Consider the following 6,553-nt stretch of genomic DNA (forward strand, 5'->3'; position numbering starts at 1 on the left):
ACCTCAAAAAGCAGCGACAAATGTAATTGGTAGTAGTGTACTGAGCAGGTTGGTATCTCCAAAGGATTAATTCACCACTTTATAACACTTGCTTGTTTCTCACCCAAATGGACACTAAAGCGGCGAACAAACTGTTCCACCACATCCGCTTGAGCAGGAATTGGGAATACGCCATCTAAGCCAGCATCATCAATTTGATTGAACGGAGCGTCGTATAGCTGTTCAATATCAACGCTACCGTAGCGACACAGGTGATTTTTGAGCATACCAATAAAGCGTTGTTGTCTTGAGTTAAGGTGCGTATGTACTTGCTGCACAAAGGCCGTAAACTCATTTTCAATCGCCTTTGCATCCATGCCAACGATGGTACGTAAAATCTGGTCAAGTCCTGCGGTTGATTCCGGAAAGAACTCTTTCAAAATCGAAAGATCGACACTTGGGTTTTGGGTATGCACAAGCGCGTTGAGCGTCTCTAAATCGGCTTCTGTTACTGATTGTCCGGCACGTATTTTCTGCAACACTTCATTAGATTCAAACAATGGTGTCAGCGTTTTTTCGACCTCTTGTTTATAGATCTGGTAGTCCACCGTCACAATATCGGTTTTCACTTCTTCAGTGCGATATTCAGCCGCATCCTCTTTCACATCTAATACGGGTGTTGGCTTCGGTGGCGGAGTCGCACCTTTGTCACGTAAATGGATTACCGTTCGAAGCTCGCTTCGGCAGGCTTCCAATTCATGATGGTCAGCATCATTCCAGAAGTTCGGCTGCTGCACCTGCTTAATGGTACTGGCCTTACTGCGCACTTCGTTAAGGTGCATGGAAAGTGTGGTGACCTTGTCCATAATCGGCATCGCGGCAATATCGACCTTGGACGGTTGTTTGAGTTTGACGAGCTCAAGTTCTAAGAACTGGAGATCGAGTCGCAACGCTTCGCTCTCACCAGTAATTGGCTTCCATTGCATTAGCGGAGCCATGGTAGAACGCAGTAGCTCTTTGGTGTCAGGAGCCATTTGGTACAAGGTTTTCTCATTACTTAGCTGCGCTTTGATTTGCCAGTTTTCACGCACTTCGATGGTTTTGTCGTTAAGCGACTCTATATCGGCTTTAATCTGTGGAACTACTGCGTCGAAGATATCCATCTCTGCACGTTTGAGAGCCTCATCAGCCAAGTTTAGCCGCGCTTCAAATACCTTTTGCGCAAGAGATTTACCTTTTGCGCCATCGTCTTCGTCTGGGTTCATTTTGAAGTATTCAAAGTTGTTCCAGTGATCGAAGATTAAGAAATGCTTTTTATGTTCACCTAGGCCAAACAAGTTCTCACACAAACGGGTTCCACGACCTACCATTTGCCAAAACTTTACTTTCGATTTGATTGGTTTCGCAAACACAAGATTGATACATTCTGGTACATCAATACCGGTATCGAGCATATCTACAGAAACCGCAATGGTGATTTCGTCTTTGTTGCCTTCGGCACTTTTGAAGTTGTCTATCAGTTCATCCGCTCGTTCGTATTTCGAGTGAATCACTCGACAAAAATTGCCACCAAGATCGGGATACATTTCAGCAAACAGATCGGCGATAAGTTCTGCGTGTTTGATGCTACGAGCAAAGATGATCGATTTACCAGGCAATTGATTGTCAGCATCTTTAAGACCACGTTCCATTAAATTACGGATGATCTGGCGGTTGGTGTCTTTGTTAAAGATCGCTTTATCGATTAGCTTTGAATCAAAATCGAGCTCATTCGGGTCAATGCCTTGATCTTCAAGTTCAGCTATCTGCTCATCAGTAAGCTCATTACCTTTAATGCCATCACGCAAGAACTTGGTGGTATGAGAAACGACTTTGAAAGGCACGAGGTTTTCTTCTTCAATCGCTTGCTCTAATGGGTAGTTGGCCGTTGGCATTTTGTAGTCACAACCAAACAGCTGACTGGTCGAACGGGAGATCATCTCAACTGGCGTTGCCGTCAAGCCCACTTGCAGCGCATCAAAATACTTAAACAGCTCACCATACTTATTGTAGATAGAACGATGTGATTCATCGGCAATAATAAGGTCGAAGTGACCAACATCGAACTCTTCGAAGGTTTGCATCATGCCTGGGTAAGTCGCGATCACGATACGCGCTTTACTCGCGAGATCTTTTTTGCTTTTACCTTTTACGAATAACGGCTCTTTGGTGAACTCATTAAATGCGTTTGCCGCTTGTTTGCGTAGCTCTTTACGGTCACATAAAAACAGCACTCGCTTTGCCCAACCAGCGTCAAGTAAACGCTTGGTCAGCGCAATAGAAACACGAGTCTTACCCGTACCTGTTGCTTGTACTATCAGAGCTTTGCGGTGTTTGTCGCTAAATCGTTCACACACACGAGTGATCGACTCCATTTGATAGAGTCGCCCCGCGACTTCTGTATCGATCGGTGCGCTGTTGAGATCTTTCTTCAGCGCACGTTGCTGGATAAGGTATTGCAGGCTGTCTTTAGAGTAGTAACCAAACAGTTTGCGTGGTACGTAACCCTGAGCATCATCCCATAGCCAAATGTCGTAGCCATTGGTATAGAAAATAACTGGACGTTGGCCAGTTTGTTTTTCTAATGCATCGGCGTAGATTTTGGCTTGCTCTTGCCCTGCTCTCGCATCCACTCGGGTTTTCTTCGCTTCGATAACTGCCAGTGGTTTGCCGTTGTCGTCCCACAGTACGTAGTCACAACGACCTTTGCCTGATTGAGTCGGCTGACCATCCACTTCGTACTCTTTTGATACTTGTTCAGTACTCACCTCTGCCAATGCAACGTCCCAGCCTTCGCTTCTCAGCTCAGAATCGATTAGACGTCTACGAGTTTCCGCTTCGTTAAAGTCAAAGCTGTTTTTCAACTTGAGGGTGTTGCGCTTTAGCTTGTCAGCTTTAGTTTGGTCAACTTCCAACTTGAGCTTACTGGCAGCCTGCTGGGCCAACAACTGGGCTTCTTTTGCCTCTTCAAGTTCTTTTAACGCCTGCGTAAGCTGCTCACTGTTCTGGGCGAGCTTTTGCTGTAGCTGTTTGTTTTTGCGTTTAAAATCCGCTTTAGACTCACCCTCTAACGGAGCATTATCAGGTTGAGTATAGCGAGGGCATTCTTCTTGGGAGCCATCCCCATAGGCGATGAAAAGCCAGCAACCAATCAGGTAGGATTCTTTGAGTAACCAGAGTGCATCATGCTGATTGACATATCCGTCATGGGCGGCTTTATTTCCGCCTTTGCGCACAGCATGAAATTTATCGAGAATATCTTTATGGATGATGGCAGTAAACGAGGCACTCGTCAGCTTGTCGTGAACCGACGCATTCGGCAATACAGGTAAACGTAGCTCTCGGTAAAGATAGCCAACGATTTTTTCGACATAGCAACGGAGCTTAACCATCGAGCTTTGAGGATCAGTCACCGCATAAGCTTCGGCAAATGCACCCAGTTCAGCCAATTCTGGCCAGTCTTTTCTTAGATGTTCAAAGTTCACTGACGTTTTCACTCTTATTGTACTCCTGACCTCAATGAGCAATAGGTATGCCAACCCTGTTTTAGCCAACTTGCTATTCTTCAATACCTAATTTTGTCATCCAACCGCTTAACGTTTGATGACTCTTTAGACCTAGTGCTTCTGCCGCTTTAGATTTATTTCCACGACAATACTCCAAAGCTGAGTTAACCGCATCTTTCTTAATATTATCAATGTATTGCTGTATATCTCCGGGAAGCGAAAATGCGCTCGATCCAGATTGGTTCGTACCAGCACTTAATACTGAAGCTTGGAGATCTTGAGATGAAATAATATTCGATTCAGACCATAAAACCGCTCTATTTAATGTATTCCAAAGCTCCCTTATATTTCCAGGCCATGGGTAGGACTGTGCAAATTTTATTGCATCCTCGGAAATTTTCTTACTTTCGAACAGAGGGTGTTTTTCAGCCTGTTGATTGATATCGCTCATTAGCGTTGAGATGAGCTCTGGAATGTCTTCTGCTCTTACTCTAAGCGGTGGCATTTCAATAACTCCGACGGCGAGTCGGTAGAACAAATCTTCACGAAAGGCTCCTTGCGATGTCATCTGAAACAAATCTTGGTGCGTGGCCGCAATAATGCGCACATCAACAACCTTAGATTTAACGTCACCGACTCTCGTAATTTCTTTTTGTTGCAACGCTCTAAGTAATTTAACTTGGACATTGAGTGGCAGCTCACCCACTTCATCTAGGAACAAGGTGCCGCCATTTGCCTGTTCAAATAGCCCTGCATGATCTTTATCTGCTCCAGTAAACGCCCCTTTGACGTGACCAAAAAGAATTGAATCAACCAAGTTCTCTGGTAAAGCACCGCAGTTAACCGCCCTGAATGGCTTTTCAGAGCGAGGACTTGCATTATGAATTGCTGTAGCCATTAACTCTTTACCTGATCCACTTTCACCAAGCACAAGTGCAGGCAAATCAGATAACGCAAGTCTATGAGCTTTTTTCACTAGACGCTGCATGATTTTCGATTTTGCTGTTATAGCTTCAAAAGCGGGGTTTAATTTAGGACTGTCTGAAGTAAGTGACTGTATGGCTACGGTGGAGGCTTTGGTGTATTCAGTTGCGAAATCGACAGGGATCTCAACCTCTATTAAGTCACCCTTGGGAGATGTTTGAAGTAGCTTACATTTCGCAATGCTCTTACCAAGCAACACAGAAACAACTGTCATTGCTGGCGTTCCAGAAGTGAGGTTGATGAAAACGTGCTCCGCTTTAGAAGACACCTGACCAAGTTGTTTCTGCATCACTTTTGTTATTGATAAGTAGTCAATTGGTGACGCTAATCGAACACGTTGGATAGTCACTGAGGTCTTGGAGCGCCCTGCATAAGCTAGCTTTCTCTCCAACCACTCTTGATAGTCGTGCCATTCATCTTCCCATGTACTGGCAAGGATAATAATGCTATCTAGAGTTTTTCCGCTAAGAGCGATCGTTGCAATTGAAGCAGGCTTATCCTGCTTCATTTGATCAAGATCTGTCCTGCCAAGCCAACTGAGAAGGGTTACCATTTTTACGCCCGTAACTATTTTTACTTATGGCAATAGAGTTTACATCAATAGGTTGTTAGTTGATATTCAACTAAACACAATCGAGCAGTATGTCACAATGAATAAAAATAGATGCACTGCGTGACATGCATCACATTTACGCACTTTATTCTGCTGTCACCCCAATTGTTTCCCCCTCGGAATCTAGTTAGTAAAAATATCTTAACAATCATATATTTACACCTAGATTTAAAGTCCCTCTTAAATGCTTTGTTATGGCGATGAACTCAAAGTTAGCTCTTGTATATCAATTTGGTCTACTTCCCTACCCAATATCCGCTTGTACTCGACTAAACGATTAACTGGGATGACTGGCAACTCGATACCTTGATAATCTTTAAGAACTGATTCTGAAAAGTAGATTTCAAGCTGGTGCCAAGAACCATCTTGACGTGATTGTATCTTCGTATGTTGAGACAAACCGATTTCAATTTTTTGACTTTGGTAAACCAACTGGAAATACTCTAAATCCCAACCATATTCGGCATAATGATCTAACGGCTTTGATATGTATTTTGCTACATGCGATAACACCTTGTCTGCGTCAGAGTTATGAATATAAAGATCTATATCTGCGATTTCCCGACTACCACCATGAATGGTTGCCGCTAACCCACCGACTATTTGATACTCCACATCCTCTGCATCCAAGATTTCTTTGAGCCACTGCAAGGCTACTTTAACTTTATCACTCATCTAGTTCCCTTAGCTGAATTTTGCCCTGCGCCATAACGCCCAGTTAAGGGGTGAAGCACGCAACACTGAAGTTACCGCATCACGCCTTAATCACTAAACCTAACGCATAGCAAAAATGCCACGCGTGCTGAATCCCTCTTGAACTGTTTGTTAAATTACAATAGCTTGAAGAAGTAAACTGTGCTTTCAAGCTCACCTGTCGAGCTACGCGCGAACTGAGGAATTTGTCCAGCTTCGGTGTAACCGATTGAACGATATAATGAAGATGCTACGTCGCCTAAACGTGTATCGAGAACCAGCAATGACAAACCAAGTTCGTAAGCTACGTTTTCCATTAACGACATTAGTTTTTTACTGACACCTTTCCCTCGCGCCCCCGTATGAACCATAAGTTTTTCAACTTCTCCTCGATGTGAGCCATTAGCTTTAGAGCAAAGAGATAGCTGAACTGCACCTATAACATTTTCATTGTCGTAAGCGAGAAATAGTTTTCTGACACCCGATTTGAGATCCGCCTCTATAGACGACCAATATAACTTTAATTCTTGTTCATCGGCGGGTGCTAAGAAGCCAACAGATGCCCCACTTTCGATACAATCAGTTAGTAACAAATGTAGCTGTTCGATTAAACCTGATGTTGTACTTATTTCCTTTATTTCCACGAAACTCTCCTTGTAATTTAACGCCCTGCTAAGGGGTGAGCAACGCAATACCGAAGCCGCCGCATACCACCTTAATCACTAAATTCAACGCATAG

4 protein-coding genes are annotated in these 6,553 nt (G+C 43.8%); all 4 read right to left on the reverse strand.

Features of this window, described 5'->3' with window-relative positions:
- Positions 1 to 71 precede the first annotated feature (71 nt).
- Positions 72 to 3,515: a DEAD/DEAH box helicase family protein gene (locus R7R24_RS22505; protein WP_318119640.1), complete on the reverse strand. Its 3,444-nt coding sequence runs from the start codon at positions 3,513 to 3,515 to the stop codon at positions 72 to 74.
- A gap of 61 nt (positions 3,516 to 3,576) precedes the next feature.
- Positions 3,577 to 5,016 (reverse strand): sigma-54 interaction domain-containing protein, encoded by a 1,440-nt coding sequence (locus tag R7R24_RS22510; protein WP_318119642.1) that lies wholly within the window; start codon positions 5,014 to 5,016, stop codon positions 3,577 to 3,579.
- 297 nt (positions 5,017 to 5,313) lie between these two features.
- Positions 5,314 to 5,796 (reverse strand): hypothetical protein, encoded by a 483-nt coding sequence (locus R7R24_RS22515; protein ID WP_017821432.1) that lies wholly within the window; start codon positions 5,794 to 5,796, stop codon positions 5,314 to 5,316.
- Positions 5,797 to 5,951: 155 nt separating this feature from the next.
- On the reverse strand, positions 5,952 to 6,458 hold the full coding sequence (locus R7R24_RS22520) for a GNAT family N-acetyltransferase (RefSeq protein WP_054579700.1): 507 nt from the start codon (positions 6,456 to 6,458) through the stop codon (positions 5,952 to 5,954).
- Positions 6,459 to 6,553 lie beyond the last annotated feature (95 nt).

It is taken from the genome of Vibrio sp. 704, from assembly GCF_033339295.1.

What these genes read in the sequence shown, in the direction of transcription:
- R7R24_RS22510 (WP_318119642.1), bottom strand. Translation starts at nt 5,016, where the DNA reads ATGAAGCAGGATAAGCCTGCTTCAATTGCAACGATCGCTCTTAGCGGA.
- R7R24_RS22515 (WP_017821432.1), bottom strand. Translation starts at nt 5,796, where the DNA reads ATGAGTGATAAAGTTAAAGTAGCCTTGCAGTGGCTCAAAGAAATCTTG.